This is a genomic window from Aquabacterium lacunae (assembly GCF_004310865.1).
GTDB classification, from domain to species: domain Bacteria; phylum Pseudomonadota; class Gammaproteobacteria; order Burkholderiales; family Burkholderiaceae_C; genus Aquabacterium; species Aquabacterium lacunae.
Map to the genome: position 1 here is coordinate 274,770 of NZ_SIXI01000005.1, position 24,575 is coordinate 299,344.

The following is a 24,575-nucleotide window of genomic DNA, read 5'->3' on the forward strand; positions in this document are numbered from 1 at the left end:
AAGGCCGCGCGCGCCATGTCTTCGCATTTCATCGCAAATCTGTGCGAATCTGATCAAGGGGGTGAACATGGCACAGTTCCCCCCTGATCACGTTGCCCACAAGGGGCAAGGCCTCACTTGCGTTCGACCGACACGCCACCCACGTCCATGTGGATGGTGGTGCTGCTCGACTGGCCCTGCACCGTGCTGCGGTTCACGCTCTGGCCTTGCACCGAAGAGCCGCTGCCGGCGTCGATCTGCGTGTTCTGCAGCTCCACGGCGCCCTGGGCCTTGATCTGGCTGCTGCCGCCCGCCTTGATCTGTACACCCTGAACCGTCGACTGGTTCGAGCTGCCGATGCTGGCGTCGACGTTCAGGCCACCGCCACCGCCACCGCCACCGCCAGAATCGCCACCTGACTTGCCGCCGGCGTTGAAGTCGATCGAAGCGCCCACATTGCTGTTGCTCTCGGTGTTGCGCAAGGCCTCGGTCTTGACCTTGCCGCCCGTCGACTGGATGCCGACATTGCCGCCTGCGTCCACGCTGGTGCCTTGCAGGGTCACGTCTTTGGCCGCCTCGATCGAGGTGTTGCCGGTGGTGTTGATCTTCACGCCCTGCTGGGTGGTCTTGGCCGACTGGCCCTTGGCATAGTCGGCCGACAGGCCCACCGAGCCCGACTTCTCCTTCGTCTTGCCGTCCTTCGAGGCCGACAGGCTGGCGTCCACGTTGGCTTCCATGGTCGACGACTTGTCGGTGCTGGTGGCGGCCTTGAGGTTCACCGCGCCCTGATCGGCCTTGATGGTGGCGCTGGCGCCCGACAACTCGCTGCCTTCCAGGGTCACGTCGCCCGTGCGGGCCCGGATGACCAGGCCGCCTGCGCCCGCGTCGATGCTGGCGCCCTTGGCGGTCGAGCTGTCCTTGTTCTCGCCCTTCTCGCCGTGCTTGTAGGCCAGGTCCACCCCGCCCGTGCCCACCTTGGCTTCACCCGAGTTGCTGCGTTCGTCCTTGCTGCTGGTGCTGGTGTCGCGGGCCGCCTGGATGTCGACGCTGCCACCGCTGATCTCCACGCCCTTGCCGGCCTTCATCTGCGTGCCCAGCAGCACGGTCTCTTCCTGCGAGGTCGACTTGATCTTGCCGCCGGCCTTGTAGGTGGTGACCTGCTGCGTGGTGTCCTTGCTGGATTCCTTGCTGGCCGATTCGTCCAGCTTGGCCTTCACGCCCACCGAGGTGCCCGCGCCAGCATCGCCACCGGTGACACCACCACTGGCGCCGGCGCTGGCCCCCGCCGACACGCCGATGCGACCGTCGATCGAGCTGCTGCTGCTTTCGCTGAACTTGGTGTTCTCGGCACGCGTTTCCACAATCTTTTTGGCCGACTGCTCGATGTTGCCTTCTGCGCTCAAGGCGCTGCCCTGGTCGGAGATCTTGTTCTCGGCCTTGCGGGTCAGGTTGCCACCCGAGGTGAAGGTGCTGCCCTTCATCGTGGTTTCGCCTTCGCGCTTCATCTCGGAACTCTTGGCCGCACGCAGGCCCGCGCTGGCTTCGGCCGAGGCGCTTGCCGAGCCGTTGACGCTGGCGGCGTTCTTGGCGTTGCCCGAGCCCTTGGCGTTGGCGTTGGCGGTGCCGTCGATGTACACCCCCGACAACTCGGTCGACGAGCTGCTGGTGGTGATCTTCGAGTCTTCAGCCGCCGTGTTGATGATGTCCTTGGCCTGGATGGTCATGTCGCCACCCGAGCTGACATCGGCCCCATGGAAGGAGGCGGTCTCGTCTGCCTTGATCGACATGTTGCCACCCGACTTGATCGACGAGCGCAGGTTGGTGATCGATGTTTCGGTCTCGGTCGAGCTCTTGTTGCGCGAACCGATGGTGGTGGTGCCCGTGGCCTCGGCCTCAGCCTTGGCGCGGCCACCGGTGGGCACCTTGCCGCCACCCTTGGAGGCGCTGGCCTCGGCCTTGGCTTCGCCTTCGGTGTAGATGCCCGTACCTTCGGTCTTGCGCGTGGTGGTGGTGGTGTCCACTTCCTTGAAGGTGGTCACGTTCACCGACTTGGCCTTCACGGCCAGGTCACCGCCTGCGTCGATGTTCGAGCCTTCCACATTCAGCGCATTGGTGGCTTCGATGGCCATGCCACCGCCGGACTTCAGCGATGAGGCCGAACCCGTGATCTTGGTCTTGGACGTGGTCTGTGTGTCCAGTTCGGTCAGGTTCACACCGGCTGAGCCCTTGGCGTTGGCGCTGGCCGAAGCCTTGCTGCCGCCTGCTTCTGCGCCCGCCTTGGCTGAACCTTCGGGCTTGTCGATCTTGCCGATCGACATGGTCGTGGTGGTGGTGGTTGAGGTGCTGTAGTTCTGGCCGGCCTTCACGTTGACATCGGTGGCCTTGACACTGAGCTTGCCGCCCGTGTCCACGCTGGAGCCCTGCAGGGTCAGGTCCTTGGCGGCCTGGATGCTGGTGTTGCCACCCACGGTGATGCTGCTGCCTTGCGACTTGCCCTCCGAGGTCACGGTCTTGGTCGTGCTCTTGCTGTACAGCGAGCCGTCGGACATCGTGCTTTCGCTGACCTTGGCGCGGGTTTCGGTGTCTCTCGTGTCGACGCGGTCCACCACCTTCACGCTGCCGGTGGTCGACTGGATGCTGGCATTGCCCTTCACGTTCACGTTCGAGCCACCCACCGTGATGTCGTCCTTGGCCTTCATGCCCAGGTTGCCGCCCACGTTGATGCCCGAGCCCACATTGCGCACGGTCTTCGTCGAGGTGCCGTCGGCATCGAACGAGGTGGTCTTGTTCTGGATCGTGTCGACGGTGATGGCCTTGCCGGCTTCCAGGCTGGCATTGCGGCCGGCGTTCACTTGGCCACCCTTGACGGTGATGTTCTCGGCGGCCTTGATGGTCAGGTTGCCCTTGCTCGACCCCATGGTGGCGGTCTTGCCGATGCTGGTGTTCTGGCCCACGGCGGCATTGCCCGTGGTGTTGGCCACGGTCTGGTTCACCACCGAGCCCTTGGTGGCTTCGATGCGGGCCGACTCGGTGCCGTCAATGGTGCCGCTGGTGTTGGTGACGCTGCCGGCCTTGATGTCCAGGTTCTTGGCCTGGATGGTGCCGCCCGTGTTGGTCAGCGCATCGCCCTGGATGGTGGCTTTTTCACTGGCCACGATGCTGGCGCCCTTGGTCAGGTTGGCCAGGGTGCTGGGGGCCAGGTACACGCGCGGTGCCAGCACCTTCTGGCCGTTCACCACCACCTCTTCCATCCAGACCATGTCCTTGTCGAGCTTGGCGATCTGGGCGGCCGTCAGGGGCTTGCCGTAGGTCAGGCCCAGGCTCTTGCCCTGGCTGATGGCGGCGTCCATCATGGCCTGCATCTGCGTGGCCTCGTTGCGGGCGCTGCCGATCAGGGCCGAGCCGGTGGCATTGATCACCTGCTGGCGGATCATGTAGGCCTCGTAGCTGGCGTCACCCAGGCGCTTGAGCTGCATGTCGGGGTTGATGCCGAAACGTTCGGCCATGTACTGCGAGCCGACGAAGTCCGACTGCAGGGCGAATTGCGGGTTCGATTCGATCAGGTAGCCGGCCTTGGGGTTCTGGCTGACCACGTACAGGCCGTTGGGGTTGGTCGGCAGGTTGAAGTTCACGCCGCCGAAGGTGAGCTTGTTCACGGCCGAGGCCGCCTGCATGCTCTGGCCATTGCTCAGGGTTGCGCCAGGGCCCGACACAGTCGACGCGCCTTGCACGCTCTGGCTGCTGTCGGTGCTGCCCGATTGCGTCTTGATGCCCGAGGTGTTCAGCGAGGCCGAGGTGCTGACCTTGCTGGTGTCGGTCGGGAAAGGCGAGCTGACGTTGTTCAGCGTGCCGCTGGTGAAGCTGAAGTTGTTGGCCTTGATGCCCGCGTTGAACTGCTTGTGGGTGGCCAGGTTCTTGGGGTTGCCGACGGCGTCATTGGCCGCATTGATTTCGTCCTGACCGCTCCAGTCGTCGTCGCTGGTGCCCCAGACCTGGGTCCAGGCGCTGCCGGGGTTGTAATCCTCCGACGATTCCGAGCCGTTCGGCCGGTTGAAGCTGCCTGACACATTGGTCATGGCGTAGATCTTGTTTTCGTCGTCGAATTCACCGTTGTCGTTGACCAGCAGGATCTGACGCTCCGAGTCGCGCTTGAGCAGGCTCATGTCGTCGTTGGTGAAGGTGCCCGAGCCGCCGATGCTCACGTTCGGTGCCGTGATGGTGGCCACCTTGTTCAGGCCGCTGCTGCCGTAGCTGATGGTCACGGTCGAGTTGCTGCCCGTGCCCACGATCTGGGCCTTCACGGCCTGGTCCAGCGCCTGCTCGGTGATGCCGACCAGCTCTTCCTCTTCCTTCGAGGTGTAGGTGTCCAGCCAGACGTTCATGCCGCTCTTGAGGCTGCCTTCGGTCGACAAGGTGCTGCGGTTGGTCTTGCTCAAGGGGCTGGTGGTCTTCCAGGCCTTGGAGATCGACACGCCATTGAACTGCGTTTCGTTGGTGAACGAACCGCCCGCGCTCAGGGTGATGTTGCCGTTGGCCGTGATGGCACCGTGGTTGCGCAGGTTGCCGCTGGCGGCCAGGCTGACGTTGCCATCCGAACTGAGGTCGGCCCCGGCCTGGTTGACGATGGTCTGGGTGTTGTTCACGGTCACCGAGGTGGCGCCGTAGACGGTGCCGCTGTTGGTGAAGGTGCCGGCCGCGCTGAGTTGCACCGTGCCACTGCCAGCGATGCCGCCGTTGGCGCTGTTGGTCAGGCTGCCGCCGTTCGTCACCGACAGGCTCAGGCTTTCCCCGCCAAACAGGGCGCCTTCGTTGGTGAAGCTGGCCGGTGTGCTCAGGCTCAGGGCCTTGGCCGCCACGATGGCGGCCGTGTGGTTGCTGCCGCTGCCGTTGGTCAGGCTGCTGACGGTGCCGCTGATGTTGCCCGTCGAGCTGATGCGGCCCTGGTTGTCCAGTGCGGCATTGCTGTTGCCGAAGGTGGTGTTGGCCAGCACCATGCGGCCTGCGCTCTGGTTGCTGACCTGCGCGAAGGCGGACGTCCCGTTGGCCTGTCCCAGGGCTTGCAGCAGCCCCTGGTTGGTCAGGGTGGCGGTGCTGGTGATGCGGTCGCTGGCCGCCACCTTGCCGCTGTTCGCCCAGGCGCCGCCTTGCACGTGCACGTGCTGCGCCGTGACCACCGCATTGCTGTCGGTGGTGGTGCCGCTGGTGCTGCTCAGGCTGGCCTGTTGACCTGCCGTGGTCTTGCCCGACAGCGTCAGGGTGCTCTGGGTGCTGCCCAGGGCCACGTTGGCATCCGTCGACACGATGGCGCCGGTGCTGGTCTGGCTGAACGCGCCACTGCTGCTCAGGTCCACCGCCTGCTTGGCCTGCACCGTGCCTGACACGGTCGTGCCACCGGTGCCCACCAGGGCATCGATCCGGCCTTGCTGGCTGATCACGGTGCCCGAGATGTTCAGTTGCGCCAGGTTGCGCAGGGCGTCGCCCAAGGCAATGTCCTGCATCGCATTGACGGTGCCCGCCTGGGTGCCCTGCGTGCCGCGCAGGCGCACGCTGCCATCCGACTCGATGCGACCACCCACCTGGTTGGCCCAGGCGGTGTTCAGGTCGTCCATGCGCACGAAGATCTCGCTGGCCAGTGCGGTGGCCGATTTGGCCTTGATCAGGCCCGCGTTGTCCAGACCACCACTCAGGGTGACACTCGTGCCCTGGATGGTGCCCGTGCTGGTGTTGCCAATGGCGCTGGTGCGGCTGGTGATCTGAACCGCCTTTTGCGCCAGCATCTTGCCCTGGTTGCTCACGCCATTGGCCTGGGCGGTCAGGCTTTCGCCTTGCAAGGCGCCGGTGTTGGTCAGGCTCTGGGTGCTGGCATTGCCCACGGTCAGGGCCTTGGCCGCATCGACCAGACCGGCATTGCTCACGGTGGTGGCCGTCACGCCGATGGCCTGGCCCGTCACCTGGCCGGTGGCGGTGTTGTTCAGGGTGCCACTCACACTCAGCGTGGTGTTGCCGTCGCTGGCCACCTTGCCGCTGTTGCTCAGGCCGTTGGCCTGCACCGACAGGGCGGCGTTGTTGCCGGTCGCCACCACGGTGCCGCTGTTGGTGTGCTGGCCCGATTGGGTCAGGCTCACGGTGCGGCCTTGCAGTGTGCCCGAGTTGTTCAGGCTGGTGGTGCTGGCGCTCAGGGTGTCGGCCATCACCTTGCCCTGGTTGGTCAGCTGGGTGCCGCTCAGGTTCAGTGCGCCTTCCGAGGCCACGGTGCCGGTGCTGCCGTTGTCCAGGTTGCCATTGATCTGCAAAGCCTTGGCCTGCAGGGTGCCCAGGTTGCCCACGGTCGAGGCGCTGACGGTCAGCAGGGCCTGGCCCTGCAGCGTGCTGCCTGCGGCGATGTCGGTGCGGCCGGTGCTGCTCACGGTGGCGGCGGCGGTCGACGACACCTGGCTGGTGCCTTGCAGGCCCAGCGAGCCGGTGCTCATGGCCAGGGCGCCCTTGGCGTACAGGTCGGCGTTGCTCAGGGTGGCCGCGCCACCCACGGTCACGGTCTGGTTGCCTTGTGCGCCCCACACGGCGTTGGCCACCGAGGCGGCACCGGTGGTGTTCAGCGTCACGGTCTGGCCGAAGCGCTGGGCCTTGCTGGCGGCGGTCATGCCCACGTCATTGAGCGAGGCGGCACTGACGGCCAGCAGCTCGTCGGCCACCAGCTTGCCCTGGCGCAGCGTCACGTCCTGCTGGCTGCTCAGGTTGACCTGGCGTGCAGAGACATTGCCTGACAGGTCCATGCCCTGGCTGGCTTCGACCACCACCTGCTGGCCAGCGGCCGACAGGTTGTTGGTGCCACTGATGCGGCCCTCGGCCGAGATGCGGATGTCGCCCGCCGAGGCCGACATGTCACCGGCCATGCGCACGCCCAGGCCGGTTTCGGTCGAGACGATGCGGATCTGTCCGGCGTACATGCCACCCAGGGTGGCGGTGTCCAGGGCCAGCAAGGGGGCGCCTGCACCCGGCGTGAGCGCCGTGACGGTGTTGTCCAGGTTCCACTGGTTGGTGCCCACGACCACGCGCAGCACACCCGGGGTGTTGATGGCCGCTTCGGCCTTGATGCCACGGGCCACCAGCTCCATCAGGGTCTGGTTGTTGCCATTCAGCCCGTTGCCGGTGATCAGCAGGTCACCTTGCGAGACGGCAAAGCCCTTGAGCAGCTTGGCCGCATCGAAGGTGGGCACGCCGGTGGTCAGGGTCACGCGGTCGGTGTTGAGGAAGCCGCAGCCCGAGCAGGTGATGCCGTAGGGGTTGGCCACGATCACATCGGCCCGGCTGCCCAGCACTTCGGTGAAGCCGGCCAGGGTGGTGCGGTTGGGGGCCACCACCTCGTTCAGGATCACGCGGGCTTCCTGCACCAGGTTGGTGTTGGCCATGACCTGACCGGCCAGCTGCGAGCTGCGCGCCATCTGGCTGGTGTTGCCATTGTTCAGCACCACGCCCCGGGTGTCGACGTTGTACTGGTTGTACTGGTTGTGCGACAGGCCATTGCTGTTGGCCTTGTTGATGTTCACCACCGGCACGCCGTTGGGCGCGTTGTACACATTGGTGAGCGTGCCCGCCACCGGTTGAATTTGCGCCTGTGCGCCTGGCGCCGTGACCAGCAGGGCCCCCAGCAACGCCGCAGTCATCGCCTTGCCCGAAGCCCCCGGCCCAGCTCGACGGGCGAATTCGGGCACCGCCACATATGTGCCGGTGATTTCGTTGAAGACGACGCGGTAGATGCGGTTGATGGAGGCGTGGTTCATGGCGTACTGCTCAGGTGTTCGGTGGCGGATGCCCCGGAGGGCAAGGCGATGGGGCGATGGCTGCCGTGGCTCAGAAGTGGCTGGAAGCTGCTCAGAAGGCCCAGTTCAGTCGGAACCAGGTCTGGCCCGATTCCAGCTGGTTGAACCAGCGGCCGGGCTGGTTCAGCGCCTTGGTGTGCATCAGTTCGATCTGGAAGGGGCCGGCGTACAGGTTCAGGCTGGCGAACCAGCCGGACAGCACACCTTCTGGTGTGTTGTCCACGCGGCTGAACACGCGGCCGATGTCGTGGCCCAGGGCCAGCTTCAGCTGATGCACCTGGCCGTTGGGCAGCAGCAGCGGCTTGCGCAGGCTCAGCTCGTTGCGCAGGTAGTGGCCGTGGTCACCGGCCAGCGAATTGCGGACGAAGCCGCGCACCGAGTACAGGCCGCCAATCGACATCTGCTCCGAGCCGTACAGCACGTCGGCGCCGTACTGGCCGTTCCATTGGGTCGACCACATGAGGTTCTGGCCGGCCAGCTCGAAGGGGCGCGAGAGGTTCAAGGTGGCGCGGTAGCGCTGAAACTGCGCGCGCGGCGCCCAGTCGGGCAGGTTGTCGCGGTCTTTCTGGGCGCCCATGAGCGAGGTACCCAGGTCGGCACCCACGCCGCCGTCGATCATCCAGCCGCCCGCCAGGGTGCTGGCATTGAGGTCCAGGCTGGCCACGCTCAGGGTGCGGCTGCTCACGGCCAGGTACTGGCGCTCCAGGAAGTTGCGGCTTTCCTTGAGCGTGAAGCCGCCGCTGGCATTGACGCGGCTGGTCTGGTTGCGCCACAGCAGGCGGTCCAGCTTGACCTGGTGGCTCCACGAGGTGCCATCCGACAGCAGGGTCAGGCCCGAGGGGGCCGTGAAGCTGCTGGCGTATTCCGAGGTGGTGAAGGTGTAGCTGACCGTGTGGTAGCCCAGGGGAACGCTCCAGTTCAGGCCCGCGCTGCGGCTGCCTTTGCGGTCCACATCGAGGTCGGTGCTCTGCTTGTAGTTCAGGCTGAGCAGGTCTTGCAGGCTGAGCAGGTTGTCCACCGCAATGGTGCCGCCCCACTGGTGCTCGCCGGTCGAGGTGGCGCCCTGGTTGTCGAGCGACAGCGAACCGCGCACGCGGCCCTCAGGCTTGTTGGTGATGCGCACCACGCTCAGGCCTGCGGCGCTGCCGGGCAGGATGTCCATGGTGGCGCGGTTGGTGGGCAGGCGGTTCATCTGCTCGATGCCCTGCTCGATGTCCCTCAGGTTCAGCACGTCACCGGCCTGGATGGGGAAGGCGTGGGCCATGCGGGTCGCGCTGTCGAACACCACGCGCTCGATGCGGCCTTCGACCACCTTGAAACGCAATTCGCCAGTGGCCGTGTCTTGGTCGGGCAGGTACACCCGGCTGGTGATCAGGCCCCGCACCATCAGGTCCTGTGTCATCAGGGTCAGGGCTTCCTGCAGGGCGCTGCGTTGCAGGCAGGGGTTCACGTAGCGGCTGGTGACCAGCTCGCGCACATCGCGGGACAACCACTCGCTGCCCTCGATCACCACCTTGTCGGCCTTGACGCAGGGGCCCGGCTCCACGGCGGGCAGCGGGGGCAGGCCCAGCTCAGGGGCGGTCACTCGGGGGGGCGGCGGGGTGGCCGCGTCCAGGTCGCGACGCAGTTGCTGTTCCTGCTGCTGCTGGATCTGCTGGGCGCGGCGCTGCGCAGCGTCCAGGTCAGAAGGTGCGGTCTGCGCGTGGGCGAAGGTGGCGCTGATCAGGCCGATCGAAGCGGCGATTGTTCTTTTCATGAGGTGCGACGGTGTGCATGCACCGAAGCACAGCTCGTGGGCTGGGGACTGCTTCAGCGCCTGGCGGTTGAAAACTGCAGGCACTGTAGGAGGCTTCGCCGGGTGGCTGTCGCCTCAATTCTTTGACATTCTTTGAAAATCTGCGCAGGCACCTGCCCTGGGGGGCGCTTTGTGGCAATTGCCCGTGAAAAAGTCACGGTATCGAGATGGTCACGCACAGCCCCTGAGGCCGAAGGGCGCTGGGTGTGACCTGGCCACCATGGGCCTCGACGATCTGGCGGCAGAAGAAGTACCCCAGCCCTGTGCCCTGCGAGCCCGTGCTGCGCTGGCCCTGGGACAGTTCGTCACCCAGGTGGTACTGGGCGCCCAGGCGGGCCATCTCGTCCTCGCTGAGCCCGGGGCCCTGGTCGATCACGGCGATGCGAACACCACCGGACTCATGGGCCTGGGCCACCAGGCGCACCACGCCGTCGTCAGGCGAATACCGCAGCGCGTTGTCCAGCAGGTTGTTCAGGGCCAGGCGCATCAGTTTCGGGTCGAGGTGGGCGCGCAGATCCCCCTGTGGCATCTCCAGTTGCACCCGCGCCCCCATGTCGGGGCCCATGGCCTGGATCAGGCTGTTCAGCCATTCGCGCAGGGTCACCTCGGTGGGGTTGGGCGTGATGGGGGATTGGTCGTCGTGCCCCACGGTCAGGAAGCCGTCGACCAGTGTGCCCAGGCGACGCACCTGCTGACGCACGTTGGCGATGCGCGAATGCAGCTGCTCGCCCGTGGGCGACTGCAAGGCCTGCAGCAGGTTGGCGCTGCGGTCGATGCTGGCCAGGGGGTTGCGGAACTCGTGCGTGAGCATGGCCACAAAGCGCTGGTGCGCAGCGGCACGTTCCTGTGCCAGGGTCTTGTCGCTGCGCTCGCGGCTGATGCGCATGCCCATGGCCACGGCCATCACCAGGGTGTGGAACAGGGTGGCGGCCGGGTAGATCTGGCTGGTCAGTTCGTTCGAGGGCAGCAGCCCCAGCAGTGAAGCGGCCAGCACGATGCCGCCAACCTGGTAGCTCAGGAAGGCGATCAGGTAGACCATGCGCAAGCGATCGTGCATGCGGCGCCAGGCCACCCAGGCGCAATACAGGATCAGGGGCGACGACACGACACCCATCAGGAAGCTGATGTTGACCACCTTGTTGTAGTGCGGGGTCAGGGCCAGGGGCAGGGCCATGGCAAACAGCAGGGCCAGCACGCGGTACATGCGGGCCAGCCGCGGTTGGTGGTTGTCCATGTCCAGACAGTTCACCCACAGCACCCCTGCGGCGTACCAGGGGCCGGTGGTGCCAAACCCTGCGAACAGGTCGTTCAACCACCAGGGCGGTGCCTGCACCAACTGGATCAGCAAGCCTGTTTGCCCCATGTACAGGAGCACCAGCGTGGCCAGGAACAGGCTGTAAAAACCCAGCATGCCATCGCGCAGCCAGATGCTGGTCAGCGCGTAGGTCAGGCAGCCCAGCGCCAGCACACCGATGAACATGCCCAGCATCGCGCTGGTGTTCACTTCGGTGTTGAAGTAATGGGCGGGGGAGTCCAGGCTGAATGTGAACCGCATGGTGCCGTCCGTGCGCGAGCGCACCCAGATCAGCACCTCTTCGTCGGGCAGCAGGTTCATGCCCACGGTGTGGTGTCGGGCATGGATCTGTCGGCCGTCGCCCAGGAAGTGGTCGCCCAGTTGCAGGTGCTCGATGCGGCCATCGCCACGCTCCAGCCACACTTGCACGTCGTCCAGGTAGGGCATGCCCACGACGGCCAGCCATCGCCCCTGCTCCACATCGGTCCGCTTGACGGGGACCACATACCAGAAGGCCGTGGACCGGGCCCCTGCGGCATGCGGCACCGCTCGGGGCTTGAACTGTCCTGCGAGCAATTGCGACCGCGCCTGGGCAAAGGAGGCCTGGGCGCTCTTGTCTTCCCAGTGCGCCAGGGTGGGCGTGAAGGGCTTTTCGATCGGGCGCCGCACCAGGTTCACCTGCGGCACCAACCTCAGCACGGCCGCATCGACTTCAGCGCGCTGGCCCGGCACCTCTCGGTGACTGCGGTCTACAGGCTGCTGCGCAGGCGGGCGAACCAGTGTCGCGAAGATGAGCAGCCAGCTCAGGGCGATGAGGCCCAGGGCCCAGCCCCAGGGTGCACGTTGCCAGGGCATGGGGCGAGAGGTGGGCATGGTTCAGGCCGGTTGAATGATCTGGCAGGTGCCTGTGAACACATAGCCCTGGCCATAGAAGGAACGCAAGGGCAGGGCCTGGCCCATGTCCTGCTCGACCTTTTTGCGCAAGCGGGCCGCGCAGCCGTCGAGGTTGCGCAGGTTGTTCAGGGTTTCGGGCTTGCCCATGTGGTTCAGCAGCTCGGTTCGGCTCACGGTCAGGCCGGGGGTGCGCATCAGGCGCTGCAGGAAGCTCACTTCCATCACCGTGAGTTCGACGCCAGTCTGGCCAGGGCCGTTCAGGGTGCAGTTGGCCACATGCAGCAACCAATCCTGTGCCTTGTCCAATGCAGGGATCGACTGGGCGCTGGGAGCCATCGAGGCCTGCGATGCAGCCGCCTGGGTGTGCAGAGCGAGGCGCCGCAACACGCTGCGGCAGGTGGCCTCGATCACCTCCAGCGAGGCGCCCTTGACCAGGTAGGCGTCTGCGCCCCCATCCAGCCCGGCCACCCGCATGCCTTCGTCACCGAAGGCCGTGAGCATCACGATGCCGGTGGCAGGAAACCTCTGACGCAGCACGGGCGCCACGTCCAGCCCCGACTGATCGGGCAATCCGATGTCCAGCAGGACCAGGTCCGGCGCATGCATGGCCAGCAGGTTCCACAGGTGCTGGGCCGACGCTGCCCCCATGGCCATGTAGCCCTTGAGGGTGAGGTAGTCCACCAGATCGATGCGCAGATCCGGGTCGTCTTCGACAACGATGATGCGTGTGGTGGAAGGCATGTTCGGGCTGCACTGTAAATCGGCCTCAGGCCTGCGCCCTGCATCCCACGCTGCGAGATTCTTTGGAAATCTGTGCAAATCTGCGCGATGAACGCGCGGTGCGGGTCAGCTGCCAGCCTTGGCCGTGACCGCCTTGCCGCTGGTCAGGCCCAGCTTGGCCAGCAGCGCCTTGTCGGCATCAAACGCCGGGTTGCCGGTGGTGAGCAGCTTGTCGCCATAGAAGATGGAATTGGCGCCCGCCAGGAAGCACATCGCTTGCACGGCCTCGCTCATGGCCTGCCGGCCGGCCGACAGGCGCACGCGTGCCGTGGGCATGGTGATGCGGGCCACCGCGATGGTGCGCACGAACTCCAGCGGGTCGAGCTGCGGCAGCTCGGCCAGCGGCGTGCCTGGCACGCGCACCAGGTCGTTGATGGGCACCGACTCGGGCACGGCCGGCAGGTTGGCCAGCTGGGCGATCAGGCCGGCACGGCCTTCGCGCGTTTCGCCCATGCCCACGATGCCGCCACTGCACACCTTGATGTTGGCCGCGCGCACGTGGGCCAGGGTGTCCAGGCGGTCCTGCTGCTCGCGCGTGGTGATGATGTCGCCGTACAGCTCGGGTGCCGTGTCGAGGTTGTGGTTGTAGTAGTCGAGACCGGCGTCCTTCAGGGATTGCGCCTGGGTGTCGGTCAGCATGCCCAGGGTGCAGCAGGCCTCCAGGCCTTCGGCCTTGATCACACCGATCAGCTCGGCCACTTTCTCGATGTCGCGGTCTTTCGGGGCGCGCCAGGCAGCGCCCATGCAGAAGCGGCTGGCTCCGGCGTCGCGTGCGGCCACCACGGCCTCACGCACCTCTTCGGGGCTCATCAGCTTGCTGGCTTCCACGCCGGTGTCGTACTTGCTCGATTGCGGGCAGTAGCCGCAGTCTTCCGGGCAGCCCCCGGTTTTCACCGACAGCAGCGTGGCGTGTTCGATCTCGTTGGCGTTCCAGTGCTGGCGGTGCACCTGCTGGGCCTGCCACAGCAGGTCGTTGAAGGGCAGGTTGAACAGCTCGATCACCTTGGCGCGGGGCCAGCGGGCCTGGCTGTCGTCTCCCACGGTGCAATCGCCACCGCAGCCGTGGGCATTGAGCGCGGCTTTGGGGATGAACTGAACGGGCTGAGCCTGGGTTTCAGGCGCGGTGGAAGGCGAAGCACAATGGGACATGGTGATCGACAGGGCTCGTGGCCCCGGCAAGTCAGGAACAGCCTGACAGTGTAGTGGGTGGGGGGGTGAAGGCCTTGCGCAGCGTGAAAAGCCCTGCGCTGCGCTATCCTCGACCGCATGCGTTTTGAACACCTCATCGAGATCAATTCACCGGCCGCCGCCCTGCAGGGCGTGATGGACACGTTCACCCGCGAGCAGTTGTGGCGCGGGCTCATGCTCAAGGTGATGTCGCCTGAACGTTTCGACAACGGCCCGCAGCGGGCCGTGTGCATCAGCCCGCAGGCCGATCAGGTGCAGCGCACGCTGCATTTCGGCGAGCACGTGCTGCATGACGTGGTGGAGCTGACCCCGATGCAGCGCGTGGTGTTCACACCCCAGGCGCATGGCGAGCTGGCACCGATCCGCCTGACCGTGTCGATCGAAGAGCCGCAGCCCCGCCAGATGGTGCTGCGCTTCGTGTACGAAGCCCTGGGTGAACAGACGGCCGAAGAGGCCTCGTTCAATGGCTATCGCCACAGCGCCTGGCTGCACGCCGACCGCGACACGGTCAGCCAGCTGCGCGAGTGGCTGGGCAATGGCGAGCTGTCGCGCGCGGTGAACTGAGGCTTTCCAGCCTCGGGCACTTCACAGACCGACGCCTTGCGCCTGCAGGCGCGCCAGCAGGTCGATGGCTGTGGCCGCGCGGTCGGGCTTGCCTGACGCGGTGCGGGGGATCTGTGCCACCTCAATGATCCAGCGAGGGTGCAGCGCGGGGGGCAAGGCCTGTTCAATGTGCTGGCGCACCGCGGTCATGTCAAAGCCGGGTGCAGGCACCACGGCGCACATCATCACGGGCAGGCCTCGCGCATCGGGGGCTTGGGTGGTCAGCCCCTCCTGCACGCCCGGGGCACTGGTCAGCAGGTCGTCCACGGTCTGTGCATTGACCTTCGTGCCGCCCAGGTTGATGACATGGTCGGCTCGTCCTGTGATGTGCAGCAGGCCTGTGGTGTCGAGCACACCCAGATCGCCGGGGTAGAACCAGCCGTCGCGGAAGCCTTCAGCCTGCGGCTGTGTGTAGCCGTGGGCCATGTAAGGGGTGCGCAGGCGCACTTGACCTTCCTGCCCGGGGGGAAGAGGCTGGTCCTGCGCGTCAACCACCTCGACCACGACGCCAGGCACCACGCGGCCGGCCGCTTTCGGCGCAGACAGCAGCGTGGCGGTGTCGGCCACGGCCACCGTGCCCACCTCGGACGACGCGTAGCGGACCAGCACTTCCGCACACAGGCGTTGCTGCAGCAGATGCAGCAAGGGTTCGCGCACCGGGCCGCCACCTGTCACCACGGCTTCGAGGCGCGCTGCACGGGCGTTCAGCGATTCGCCCATGCGGGCCAGGTCGGCCAGTTGCGCGGGCGAGCCCGACACATAGGCCAAGGGCTGCTGCGCCAGCACCTGCCACATGGCCTTCAGGTCGGGGCACAGGTGCGTGGGCTGCCCGGTGTACAGCGGGCGCCATGCGGCGTGCATGCCGGGCAAGGTGCTTTGGTCGAACAACACAATGATCCCGCCACTGACCGGCAGCTTGGCATGGCGCTGCAGGGCGCGTTCGTGGAGGGTTTGCACGCTGAGCAAGATGGACTTGGGTGTGCCTGTGCTCCCTGACGATTGTTGCAGCCGGCAGATGGCGTGAGGCCCCTCAAAGGCCTGGGCCGGCAGTTGCCCCGGTTGCGTGGCCAGGGCCGTCAACCAGGCGGCATCGAGCGCCACCACCTTGCCCAGGTAAGCCGGTGGTTGCACCGGGTGATCGGCCATCAGCCACTGACTGCTCAGGCTGTCGGGCCAGGGCTGGCCGATGGGCAGCACGCACACGGCGGCCGCGCGGTGCATGCAGGCCAGTGACAAGCAGGCCAGCATGAAGGGGTTCTGAACGCTCAGGCTCACCGTGTGCCCGGGCTGCACGCCCTGATCCTGCAATTGCTCGGCCATTTGCGTGACCAGGCGCTGCAACTGCGCGAAGGTGGTGGGCCGACCCATGGTGAAGAACGCCATGGCCTCGGGTGTGGCGGAGGCCTGCGCGTGCAGTCGGTCGATGATCGGGTTCATGGGGTGCGAACAGACGTGGGATGGAGATGGCCGGGGCGGCCATGAAAAAAGGGCCGCAGCACAGGCTGCAGCCCCTTCATTGTGCGTGCCTCGTGGCAGGGTCAGAAGGCCCAGCGCAGCTTGAACGACACGGTCTGGTTGGTGAACTTCTCGCGCAGCTCCAGGTCGTACTGGGTCAGCAGCTCGGGGCCACCCAGGGTGCGCCAGCTCAGGCCCAGGCCCAGCGTCGCCAGCCAGGGCGCTGGCAGGGCCCCGTTGGTGGTGAAGCTGGCGGCGGGCGCGCCGGCGTACGCGGCGGTCAGCACGCCCTTGCCGTGCGAGTGGTCATAGCCGATGCCAGCGCGTGCCACCAGGTTGGAGCGATCGTTCAGGGCGCGTTGCAGCGAGGCACCCAGGGTGCTGACATAACTTTCGGTGCGCTTGGCGGCCACGCTCAAGTTCAGCAGGCCCGCGCCGTTTTCGGTGTAGGCGTCGTCTTCCACCAGGGTGTAGTCGATGCGTGCGAAGGGCGACACCTTCAGGCCATCGGCCAGGCTGTAGCTGCGCTGCACGCCCAGGCCCACGTGGGCCGTGCTGCTTTCATACGAGGCCGTGGCCGTGGCACCAGCGAAGGCCATGAAGCGGCGGGTGGTGTTGCGGTTCGACCCCAGGTCGACCTGGAAGTCCAGCGAGGTGCGTTCGTCCAGCTGGTGGGTGCCGTAGCCGATCAGCTGGTGGATGGTGGTTTGTCCGCTTTGCGGGCTGGTGGCGCCGCGGCCGCCCATGTCGTTCTGGGCGTAGGCATAAGCCAGGCCCAGTCGTGTGGCGGGCGAGGCGTCACCCTCGACACCACCGCTCAGGCCATACAGGTTGGCCTTGTAGCCGGGCGTGCCGCCCACATCGCCTTGCACGACCTTGCCGCCGAAGGGCTTGAACCACAGCGAGCCGTTGCCGAAGTAGCTGTTGCCGGCCGAGGCGCCGCGGTTGGCATCGAAGCGCCCCTGGATGACCTGGTTGATGCGACCCATGGCACCCTGCGTGAGCGTGGCCGATCCGCCTGCCAGGAAGGGCAGGGTCTGTGTCACCGCATTGGACAGCATGCCCGAGTCGGCTTGCACATTGCCGAACAGGTCGAGCAGGGCGCTGTTGGCGTCGATCACGGCGGCCGCGCCGGAGGCCACTGGCGCGCGAGGCGTCACGGCCGAGGTGGCCACGGCATTGAGGCTGAGGATCAGGTCCCACACCTGGTTGTTGTCGGCGTCAGACAGGGCCCAGCGGAAGCCGTTGTAATTGCCAGTCAGGGCGTTGCCCAGGTCGGCGGCGCTCAGGCCGCTCAGCACGTCGGTGTAGGTGGTGCTGGCCACCGTGGAACCCTGGGCAATGCCAAAGCGCATGGTGCCGAACAGCGGCGTGGCGGCGTCGACAGGGGCCTGAACGAGAAGGGTGGCGCGCCGTGATTCCAGCGCAGGCTGCATCACCACCAGCTTGCCGTATTGCGAGGGGCTGCGGATGATGACGTTGTAGTTCTCGGGCAAGATGCCGCGGAAGGTCAGGGGCGTGGCGCCACCCTGCAGGTTGTTGAGGGTGACGATGCGGCCCGCTGCCACGCCGGGATAGGATCGGTCGAAGTTGTTGTAGATACCAAAACCCGTGGAGCCCCCCAGGAGCATGCCCTCGTTGTTCAGCGTGTTGATCACGCCATAGTTCGAGATAGCCGGATTTGTTGATTGCGCCTGGATGGTGCCAGTGTTCGTCAACGTGTTGACGACACCAGAATTGGTGATGCTCGCGCTGTACTCCGACCCGCTGGTGATGCTGCCGGTGTTGGTCAGCGTGTTGATGCGCCCTTCCTGGCCGTTGAAAATCGCACCGTAGCCACTGCTTGTGGCATCCCACACACCGGTGTTGGTCAGCAGGTCGATCGAGCCGATCGTATTGAACAGCGACGCGTTGCCATTGAAGGTGCCGTTGTTGATGAAGCTGAAGTACGAGGCGTTTGCGTCGAAGTCAGACAGCGCAGGCGAGTAGCTGGCAGTCGATCCGACCATCGTGCCGTTGTTCACCCAGGTCACCGCTGTCGCGGGGGAATTGCCCAGCCCCACGTACGCTCTAAGCAGGCTGATCGTCGCGCCGGCGTTCACGGTGACATTGCCTGCCGTCCAGTCCAGGGGAGCCGGGTTCGACCCTTCGCAGTCGCTGCTGATCGTGTTGCCACCCGCCTGGGTGAGCGTGCAGAGGGTGGGGCCCGAGTTGGAGGGGCCTGAGGCCGCAGCAGGGGCCGCTTGAGCCTGAGCAGAGGCACCCAGAACCAGCAGCAGGGCGGCCAGGGGCTGGGGCTTGAATCGGGCGGGAAGTTTGCGGGACAACATCGAACAGGGCCTCATGCAGTGATACAACCCATCGATTGTGCCGAAAGCAAACTTTGCAATTCGTAGCAATTCTTCGCGACGTCGTGAAAATGAACCGCAGGCTTCCCCTCACAGCACGGGGTGCGGCAGCGGTATCTCCCGCATCGTGGTTGAGGTTTCTGTCTGGCTGATGGCGTCGGCCAGTGCCTCGACTCGCTCCTGCCATGGCGGGGGGGCATCGGTCAGCGCCCGCACCACGCACAGGGCTGCAGCGCCTGCCTCCGCCACGGCGCTCAGGTCTTGCCAGGTCAGCAGGCCGCCAATGCCCACCACCGGCACCGGGCTGTGCGCCACCCACCAGGCCAGGTTGTGCGCACCCTGCGGGCGCCAGGGCATGTCTTTGGTGGTGGTGGGTTGCACGGGCCCGCAGGCGATGTAGCTGGCGCCACACCCGGCCGCCCGGGCCAGCTCCCACAGGCTGTGCGAGCTCAGGCCCAGCATCACCCCCGCGCGCGCGGCCAGCAGCTGTTGCTGATCTTCCGGGGTGAGGGCCAGCAGGTCTTCCTGGCCAAGGTGCAGGCCAAGCTGCGAAACAGGCGCCATTGTGCCCGTCGGCATGGCCTGTAGTGCGGCTTTCCAATGGTCATTGACGAACAGCTGCGTCGGGCCCTCTTCGGCCGCCGGAGGGGGCGCCTTGTCAACCGCGGCCAGGGCCTGCGCCAGGTGCGGCCCGAAGCCCTGTGTGGCCTTGTGCCGCAGCTGCACGCAACGCACGCCAGCATCCAGGGCCCATTGCACCTGCTCACCCGTGGCCACGATGCCATACAGCCCATTGTGAGGCGGCGTGAACGGCTGAAACAGCGGGCACTCTGCACCGAGCGACCAGGGCAGATCGGTGCCCAGGCCCAGCCAGGGCAGGGGCGCGCCGCCGTGGGCCGGGCCGGCCGCAAAGCCCGCACGGGCCACCACCGGGCCCGGGCCGTGACCGGCCAGGCGGTGGTGCGTGAGGGCGTGGTGCGTGAGCATCTTGCCCAGCACACAGGCATCGGCTTCCACATGCCCCAGAGCCAGGGCTGCGGCCACCCCCGCGGCCAGCGTGCAGCCACTGCCGTGGTGATGGGGGGTGGGCACGCGCGGGTGCACCAGCCAGCCCTGTGCGTGTGGCGCCTGCAGCCAGTCCACGCTGAGTTGCGCGTCGGCCTGGGCCAGGCCCGAGCCGTCTCCGCCCGTGCACAGCACGGCCCGCGCACCCAGGGCGCACAGGGCCTGGGCCAGCTCATGGGCGGCTGAGGTGTCGTCGGCCGTGCGGCCCAGCAGGGCCAGCGCTTCGGCCCGGTTGGGCGTGAGCACCGTGGCGCGCGGCACCAGCCATTGGCGATAGGCCTGCACGATGGCTTCGTTGCTGAACCCTGCGCCGCCCGCGCTCGCCTTGAGCACCGGATCCACCACCAGGGCTGGCGGCTCGGGCAGGGTTGCACGCAGCCGGTCGACCCAGCGGGCCACCGCCACCACCGCAGCCACCGAGCCCAGCAGGCCGGTCTTGATCACGCGGGGGGGCAGGTCGTCGCACAGGGCTTGCAGCTGGCTGTCGAGCGCCAGCTCGCTCACGGGCAACAGTTCGTTCACCCCTTGCGAATGCTGGGCCGTCAGGCAGGCGGCCACGGGGCACAGGTGCACCCCGAAGGCGTCGGCGGCACGCTGGTCGGCGCTCAGGCCCGCACCGCCAGCGGTGTCGAGGCCGGCGATCGACCAGATCACCGGCGGGCGCGGGGTGTCGTGGACAGTGTGCATGACGGTCACAGCAGCACGAAGGGTTGGCCACCGACGGGGGTGGTGGCAATGGCCACGTCGCTGGTGGGCATGAGGCCGGCTTCGAAGCCCGCGCGGCCGCCTTCGATGGCCTGGCGGAAGGCCCGCGCCATGCGCACCGGGTCACCTGACTGCGACACGGCCGAGTTCAGCAGCACGCCGTCGATGCCCAGCTCCATGGCGGCCGTGGCATGCGAGGGCTTGCCCAGCCCCGCATCGACGATCAGGGTGACGTCGGGCAGGCGGGCGCGCAAGGTGCGCAGTGCCCAGGGGTTGAGCAGGCCCAGGCCGGAGCCGATGGGCGCGGCCCAGGGCATGACCACGCGGCAGCCGGCATCGACCAGGCGCAGGCAGGTGACCAGGTCGTCGGTGCAGTAGGGCAGCACCTCGAAGCCATCGGCCACCAGCTGCCGGGCGGCGGCCACCAGCTCGATGGGGTCGGGCTGCAAGGTCTGTTCGTCGCCCACCACCTCCAGCTTGATCCAGTGCGTGCCCAGGATCTCGCGGGCCATGTGGGCCAGCGTGATGGCTTCCTTGGCGCTGCGGCAGCCCGCCGTGTTGGGCAGCAGGTGGGCACCACGAGCGCGGGCGGTGTCGCGGATGATCTGCACGAAGCCGTTGTCGCCGCCGCCGGGCACGCCCAGCGTGCGCTTGAGGCCCAGCGTGAGCACCTGCGTGCCCGAGGCCTTGATGGCGTCCTGCAGCACCTGCGGCGACGGGTATTGCGCCGTGCCCAGCAGGAAGCGGCTGCTCAGGTCGACGTCACCGATGCGGAACGGGCGTGTGCTGGGCTGAGGGGTGGGGGTGTGCGTGAGGGACATGTCAGCCTCCGGTGATGGCCGAGAAACACAGCAGGTGGTCGCCGTGCTGCAGCACGGTCTGGCCGCGCAGGGCGCGGGGCACAAAGTCGCCGTTGACGGCGGTGGCCACGCCTTGCAGGGCCGCGCTGTCTTGTGCGGCAAACAGCTGCGCGAGGGCGTCGAGCACGGTGCTGCCGGCCGGCAGTTGCAGGGCGCCCTGGTCGGTGTTCACTGTGATGGATGGGGTGGAGGTCATGGGGTCAACCGGGCAGTCCGTCGGGGGCCAGTGCGCTGTCGCGCAGGGCCTGGTCCAGCAGGGCAGGGGCCAGCAGCCAGCCATGGCGGTACAGGCCATTGAGGCGCAGCAGGCCCGGCGCGTGGTGCACTTCGGGGTGGTGGTCGGGCAGGGCCGGGCGCAGGTTCACGTCCAGCCGGTCGATGCGGGCTTCGGCCAATGCGGGCAGCACGCTGTGCGCGGCGGCCATCAGCTCCACGGCGCTGCGCAGCGACATGGGCGATCGGTCTTCGCTTTCGACCTCGCTGGCACCCACCAGGATGCGCTCGCCCGGCCGCGGCACGATGTACACGCGGTGGCGCGGGTGCAGCAGGCGCACAGGCCGGCTCAGGCGCACGCCGGGCGCGTGCAGCCACACCAGCTCGCCGCGCACGCCGCGCACGGCACAGTCCGGGCGCGCGCCGGTGCCGCGCACATCCAGCACGGTGTCGAAGCGCTGGGTGCCATGCATGGCGTCCAGTTGCCCGGGCCGCACCGAGCCCACGGTCTGGCCCCAGTGCCACTGCACCCGCCCTGTGGCCGTGGCGGTCGCGTGCAGCGCGGTCAGGGTGCGCACCGTGTCGATGTGAGCCTCGCCCGGCAGCAGCCAGGCATGCAGTGGGCCGCTGCTGCCGTGCAGCTCGGGCTCCAGGCCGTGCAGGGTGTCGACAGGCAGGTGCTGTGGCTGTCGTTCGGAGGGCAGGGTGCCGTCGTCCAGCCGGGCCAGCACACGCCGCGCCGCACCCAGGTCAGGGCCATGGGCCACCAGCAGGCTGCCCTGGCGCGTGAACAGCGGGGCATCAGGCGTCTCGTGCACCTGGGCCTGCGCGTGCAATGCCTGGCTCAGCCTTTCCCACAGCGCGATCGACCGCCACCCCAGGTCGGCCAGGGCCGCGTCGGCCGATTCACGCTCGGCCACCGGGCTGAGCATGCCGGCCGCCGTGAAGCCGGCTGCCCCTTGTCCGTTGAACAGCGGCGCAGGGCCGGGCGCCGGGTCGAACACTTCGACCCGGTGACCCTGTGTGGCCAGCGCCCAGGCCGCCAGGCGGCCCAGCAGCCCGGCGCCCGCGATGCCGATGTGCAGTGCAGGCATGGTGTGCCTCAGGCGTCAGATGACGGCTTGGCGGGCGTGGCGGGCTTGGCTGGCTGAATGGGGATGTAGATCTCGCCGCCCACCTGCTTGAACTCCTGCGACTTGGCCGCCATGCCTTGGGCCAGCGCCTCGCCCTCGGCCACGCCTTGTGCGGCCGCGAACTCGCGCACTTCCTGCGTGATCTTCATCGAGCAGAACTTGGGGCCGCACATCGAGCAGAAGTGCGCCACCTTGGCCGCGTCCTTGGGCAGGGTCTCGTCGTGGAAATCGCGCGCGGTTTCCGGATCCAGCCCCAGGTTGAACTGGTCCTGCCAGCGGAAGTCGAAGCGGGCCTCCGACAGCGCGTCGTCACGCGCGCGGGCACCCGGGTGGCCCTTCGCGATGTCGGCCGCGTGCGCCGCAATCTTGTAGGCGATCAGGCCTTGCTTCACGTCGTCGCGGTTGGGCAGGCCCAGGTGCTCCTTGGGCGTCACGTAGCACAGCATGGCCGTGCCCATCCAGCCGATCATGGCCGCGCCAATGGCCGAGGCGATGTGGTCGTAGCCCGGGGCCACGTCGATCGTCAGCGGGCCCAGCGTGTAGAAGGGCGCTTCATGGCAGTGCTTGAGCTGCTCGTCCATGTTGGCCTGGATCATGTGCATCGGCACATGGCCCGGGCCTTCGATGATCGTTTGCACATCGTGCTTCCACGCAATCTGGGTCAGCTCGCCCAGGGTCTGCAGCTCGGCGAACTGCGCCTCGTCATTCGCATCGCTCAAGCAACCAGGGCGCAGGCCATCGCCCAGCGAGAAGGTCACGTCGTACGCCTTCATGATCTCGCAGATCTCTTCGAAGCGCGTGTACAGGAAGTTCTCCTGGTGGTGGGCAATGCACCACTTGGCCAGGATCGAGCCGCCGCGCGACACGATGCCCGTGCGGCGCTTGGCCGTCATGGGGATGTGGTGCAGGCGCAGGCCGGCGTGGATGGTGAAGTAATCGACGCCCTGTTCGGCCTGTTCGATCAGCGTGTCTCGGAAGATCTCCCAGGTCAGGTCTTCGGCCACGCCGCCCACCTTTTCCAGTGCCTGGTAGATGGGCACGGTGCCGATGGGCACAGGGCTGTTGCGCACGATCCAATCGCGTGTGGTGTGGATGTGCTTGCCGGTGGACAGGTCCATCACGGTGTCGCCGCCCCAGCGGATCGACCACACCAGCTTTTCCACTTCCTCTTCGATCGACGAGGTCACGGCGCTGTTGCCGATGTTCGCGTTGATCTTCACCAGGAAGTTGCGGCCGATGATCATCGGCTCGAGTTCGGTGTGGTTGATGTTGGCGGGGATCACGGCGCGGCCACGGGCCACTTCGTCGCGCACGAACTCGGGTGTGATCTCGCGCGGGATCATGGCGCCCATGGGGTTGCCGCGCAGGCGGGCTTCGCGTTCGGCGTCCTGGCCGTACTTGGCGCGCCAGTCCTCGGCCTGGTCGATGCGGCGCTGGTTTTCGCGCAGGGCCACGAACTCCATCTCGGGCGTGATGATGCCCTGGCGTGCGTAGTGCATCTGCGTGACGTTGCGGCCGCCACCGATGCCGCCGATGGCGCGGCGAGGCTGTCGCTGCAGGCTCTGGGTGGCTTCGCGCAGGGCGGCCATGCGGGCGTCGTGGCGCTCGCCTTCTTTCAGACCGTCGTCCACCGCCTGCACGGCGCGACCTTCGTACAGCTCGGTGTCCCCACGGGCCACCACGGCGGCTTCGCGCACGGGGGGCAGGCCACGGGTCACGTCGATCGGCACATTGGGGTCGGTGTAGGGGCCCGAGCAGTCGTACAGGCTCACCACCTCGCCGTTGGTCAGGGCCACTTCGCGCATGGGCACGCGCACGCCCTCGTGGCTGCCCTGGATGTAGACCTTGCGCGAGCCGGGCAGCGGCTCTCGGGTCAGGCGGGTCAGTTCGCTGAGGGCATCGAGGGCAACGACGGGATCGGGGGCGTTCATGGGCGGCTCTCCTTGGCAGCAGGTGTGAGGGGACACGTGCTCCGAGGGGCGCACCCACGTCGGGTGTCTCGGGGAGAGCGGGAAGGGGCAGGGCCTGCAGGCGGGCCTGTGCTGAGCATGGGCGCTGCCTGAAGGCCGGCACCCACCACGGCCCCGGACGGGCCTTCAGCGGTACGGCTCTTCTTTCGCCGGTATGAACCGGATCAAGTTCAACGGGTTTGGTGATGCCATCTCAGCGCCGGGCATCACATTCGATGCCGGGCACACCCCGGAGCAGCTGCCATTGTAGGCACGGCTGGCGGGTGTGCAAGTGCAGGGGCTTTCAGCGGCCTGCGTCGCGCCGCTCAAAGGGCAGGTTGAAGCTCGCGCTCGAGGCGGTCTGTTCAGGCAGCGTGGCCATGGTGTGGCGAGCAAACGCCCACTCGATGAAGGCGGTCGTCCATGAGAGCCCCCCGTCGCGCGCTTGCGAGGCAGGGCCCCAAAGGGCCATGGCCAATGCCAAAGGAGCGATT

At 67.1% G+C, this 24,575-nt stretch carries 13 protein-coding genes and 1 riboswitch; of the genes, 1 reads left to right on the forward strand and 12 read right to left on the reverse strand.

Annotation, left to right across the window (positions count from 1 at the left end):
- Positions 1-113: 113 nt before the first annotated feature.
- The 5 genes from EYS42_RS13335 to bioB all read right to left on the reverse strand — a co-directional run bounded on the left by EYS42_RS13335 (position 114) and on the right by bioB (position 13,711).
- On the reverse strand, positions 114-7,760 hold the full coding sequence (locus EYS42_RS13335) for a two-partner secretion domain-containing protein (RefSeq protein ID WP_130968677.1): 7,647 nt from the start codon (positions 7,758-7,760) through the stop codon (positions 114-116).
- Positions 7,761-7,851: 91 nt separating this feature from the next.
- Entirely contained in the window at positions 7,852-9,555 is a 1,704-nt protein-coding gene (locus EYS42_RS13340) for a ShlB/FhaC/HecB family hemolysin secretion/activation protein (RefSeq protein WP_130968678.1), read from the reverse strand.
- A 193-nt stretch (positions 9,556-9,748) separates the two neighbouring features.
- Positions 9,749-11,761 carry a sensor histidine kinase gene (locus EYS42_RS13345; protein ID WP_130968679.1) on the reverse strand — a complete coding sequence of 671 codons (2,013 nt, stop codon included), beginning with the start codon at positions 11,759-11,761 and terminating at the stop codon, positions 9,749-9,751.
- Between the two features lie 3 nt (positions 11,762-11,764).
- Complete coding sequence (locus tag EYS42_RS13350) at positions 11,765-12,523, reverse strand: response regulator transcription factor (RefSeq protein ID WP_130968680.1); 759 nt, start codon at positions 12,521-12,523, stop codon at positions 11,765-11,767.
- A 105-nt stretch (positions 12,524-12,628) separates the two neighbouring features.
- Positions 12,629-13,711: a biotin synthase BioB gene (gene bioB / locus EYS42_RS13355; RefSeq protein WP_130968681.1), complete on the reverse strand. Its 1,083-nt coding sequence runs from the start codon at positions 13,709-13,711 to the stop codon at positions 12,629-12,631.
- A gap of 117 nt (positions 13,712-13,828) precedes the next feature.
- Between bioB and EYS42_RS13360 the strand changes: the two genes are divergently transcribed.
- Positions 13,829-14,314 carry an AtaL-like protein gene (locus EYS42_RS13360; protein WP_130968682.1) on the forward strand — a complete coding sequence of 162 codons (486 nt, stop codon included), beginning with the start codon at positions 13,829-13,831 and terminating at the stop codon, positions 14,312-14,314.
- 21 nt (positions 14,315-14,335) lie between these two features.
- Here the strand turns inward: EYS42_RS13360 and EYS42_RS13365 are convergent, their stop codons facing one another.
- The 7 genes from EYS42_RS13365 to thiC all read right to left on the reverse strand — a co-directional run bounded on the left by EYS42_RS13365 (position 14,336) and on the right by thiC (position 24,063).
- Positions 14,336-15,790: a class I adenylate-forming enzyme family protein gene (locus EYS42_RS13365; RefSeq protein WP_130968683.1), complete on the reverse strand. Its 1,455-nt coding sequence runs from the start codon at positions 15,788-15,790 to the stop codon at positions 14,336-14,338.
- Positions 15,791-15,891: 101 nt separating this feature from the next.
- The gene (locus EYS42_RS13370; protein WP_165456778.1) at positions 15,892-18,138 is read right to left on the reverse strand and encodes an autotransporter family protein; all 2,247 of its coding nucleotides are present in this window, start codon (positions 18,136-18,138) and stop codon (positions 15,892-15,894) included.
- 108 nt (positions 18,139-18,246) lie between these two features.
- A complete protein-coding gene (locus EYS42_RS13375; RefSeq protein ID WP_130968685.1) occupies positions 18,247-19,908 on the reverse strand; it encodes a bifunctional hydroxymethylpyrimidine kinase/phosphomethylpyrimidine kinase in 1,662 nt (553 codons plus the stop codon).
- 5 nt (positions 19,909-19,913) lie between these two features.
- Positions 19,914-20,747, reverse strand: a complete 834-nt coding sequence (locus EYS42_RS13380) for a thiazole synthase (RefSeq protein ID WP_130968686.1) — start codon at positions 20,745-20,747, stop codon at positions 19,914-19,916.
- A 1-nt stretch (position 20,748) separates the two neighbouring features.
- Complete coding sequence (gene thiS / locus EYS42_RS13385) at positions 20,749-20,982, reverse strand: sulfur carrier protein ThiS (protein WP_165456779.1); 234 nt, start codon at positions 20,980-20,982, stop codon at positions 20,749-20,751.
- A 4-nt stretch (positions 20,983-20,986) separates the two neighbouring features.
- Complete coding sequence (locus tag EYS42_RS13390; RefSeq protein ID WP_207301162.1) at positions 20,987-22,093, reverse strand: FAD-dependent oxidoreductase; 1,107 nt, start codon at positions 22,091-22,093, stop codon at positions 20,987-20,989.
- A gap of 8 nt (positions 22,094-22,101) precedes the next feature.
- Entirely contained in the window at positions 22,102-24,063 is a 1,962-nt protein-coding gene (thiC, locus tag EYS42_RS13395; protein WP_130968688.1) for a phosphomethylpyrimidine synthase ThiC, read from the reverse strand.
- Between the two features lie 163 nt (positions 24,064-24,226).
- Positions 24,227-24,344, reverse strand: a riboswitch (TPP riboswitch).
- Positions 24,345-24,575 lie beyond the last annotated feature (231 nt).